This window comes from Neisseria sp. P0021.S007 (genome assembly GCF_051956855.1).
Genome location: NZ_JBQCXA010000171.1, coordinates 1 through 999, shown reverse-complemented (window position 1 = coordinate 999; position 999 = coordinate 1). Strand labels below are relative to the sequence as shown.

The 999-nt window shown below is 55.0% G+C and carries 1 protein-coding gene; it reads left to right on the top strand.

All coding sequences use genetic code 11. The annotated features are described in order from the left end of the window. The coding region (locus ACTHUR_RS11975) for a PFL family protein (RefSeq protein WP_440398716.1) at positions 1-999 on the top strand (999 nt) is incomplete at both ends.

Sequence of the window (999 nt, the reverse complement as noted above, 5' to 3'; positions counted from 1 at the left end):
GCGTATTTCCGTCACACCGATTGCCCAAATCGCCGCGGCCACCCATGCCGACTCCTATGTCAGCGTGGCGCAAACTTTGGATAAGGCAGCCAAAGCTATTGGCGTGTCGTTTATCGGCGGCTTTTCTGCGCTGGTGCAAAAAGGTATGTCGCCTTCGGACGAAGTGCTGATCCGTTCCATTCCCGAAGCCATGAAAACCACCGATATCGTGTGCAGCTCCATTAATATCGGCAGCACGCGTGCCGGTATCAATATGGATGCGGTCAAGCTGGCAGGCGAAACCATCAAACGCACGGCTGAAATCACGCCCGAAGGTTTCGGCTGCGCCAAAATTGTCGTGTTCTGTAATGCAGTAGAAGATAATCCGTTTATGGCGGGCGCGTTTCACGGTTCGGGCGAAGCGGATGCCGTTATCAATGTCGGCGTATCCGGCCCGGGTGTTGTAAAAGCCGCGTTGGAAAATTCAGATGCAACGACATTGACCAAAGTTGCGGAAGTTGTGAAGAAAACCGCTTTCAAAATTACCCGCGTGGGCGAACTCATCGGCCGCGAAGCCTCAAAAATGCTGAATATCCCGTTTGGTATCCTCGACTTGTCGTTAGCACCAACCCCTGCTGTCGGCGACTCGGTGGCGCGCATTCTTGAAGAAATGGGCTTGAGCGTCTGCGGTACGCACGGCACGACAGCAGCTTTGGCCTTGCTGAATGATGCCGTGAAAAAAGGCGGCATGATGGCTTCCAGCGCGGTCGGCGGTTTGAGCGGCGCATTTATCCCTGTTTCAGAAGATGAGGGCATGATTGCCGCTGCTGAAGCCGGTGTGCTGACACTGGACAAACTCGAAGCTATGACAGCCGTCTGCTCCGTTGGTTTGGACATGATTGCCGTCCCCGGCGATACGCCTGCGCATACCATTTCCGGCATCATCGCCGACGAGGCCGCCATCGGCATGATCAACAGCAAAACCACTGCCGTGCGCATTATTCCGGTAACCGGTAAAAC